This is a genomic window from Caulobacter sp. CCH9-E1 (assembly GCF_001556515.1).
Taxonomy (GTDB): domain Bacteria; phylum Pseudomonadota; class Alphaproteobacteria; order Caulobacterales; family Caulobacteraceae; genus Caulobacter.
Genome location: NZ_LSJA01000214.1, coordinates 1 through 664, shown reverse-complemented (window position 1 = coordinate 664; position 664 = coordinate 1). Strand labels below are relative to the sequence as shown.

General features: G+C 66.4%; 1 protein-coding gene and 1 pseudogene. Both read right to left on the bottom strand.

Features of this window, described 5'->3' with window-relative positions; all coding sequences use genetic code 11:
• Positions 1-279: 279 nt before the first annotated feature.
• Positions 280-369: pseudogene (locus tag AX690_RS23690) on the bottom strand (hypothetical protein); the annotation flags it as partial.
• A complete protein-coding gene (locus AX690_RS23685; protein WP_369798209.1) occupies positions 370-546 on the bottom strand; it encodes a hypothetical protein in 177 nt (58 codons plus the stop codon).
• Between the last annotated feature and the right edge of the window lie 118 nt (positions 547-664).

Below are 664 nucleotides of genomic sequence, written 5' to 3'. Positions count from 1 at the left end.
AGCGCCTCGACCGGCCGCTCCTCACGCTAGCTCATCTCCATCACACGAGGTGGCCGAAGGCCGGAGGGGGCGAACTGGAAGGTCGCCGCATTCGCCCCCTCAGTCGCTCCGCGACAGCTCCCCCGCATCGCGGGGGAGCATCTGGACGCGCCAAAGCCGCTCAGCGGCGTGACCGTGAGGATCGGGGAGGGGTGCGGAGCGCCGGACATTCGCCCGGAGTTCTGTTGTAGTGTTACCGTTTCGACGAAGACCGACGCTCCGCGCGATCGTTATCCGCCAGCGTCCCGTCAGGTGGCCCTGTTCAGGCCTTACCGGGACCTGGGCGCCCTCGTTTCCGAGAGGCCCAGCGGTCGGAGAGGACGAGCCAATTCAGGCTAAGACACATCCCTTTATCCCCAACCACGCCGACGGCGGGCGGGTCTGGCCAGCAACCAGATCCCCGGACCGTTCGAGTATCCCCCTCGAACCTGTCCCCGCTCGACCGCCCCCCGAAGCCGCGAAGGTCGCTGGCCGCGCGCCCTCCCCATCGCCTCGAGGTGGAGACAGGATAAGGCCGGTTTGGGAGGGGAGGACGAAATCGCGCGAACGCCCGTCGAGCGCTCACAAAAACCCTCTCTCTTAGAGAGAGCGACTGTCTGGATGGTCAAGCGTTGGCCATTGCGTT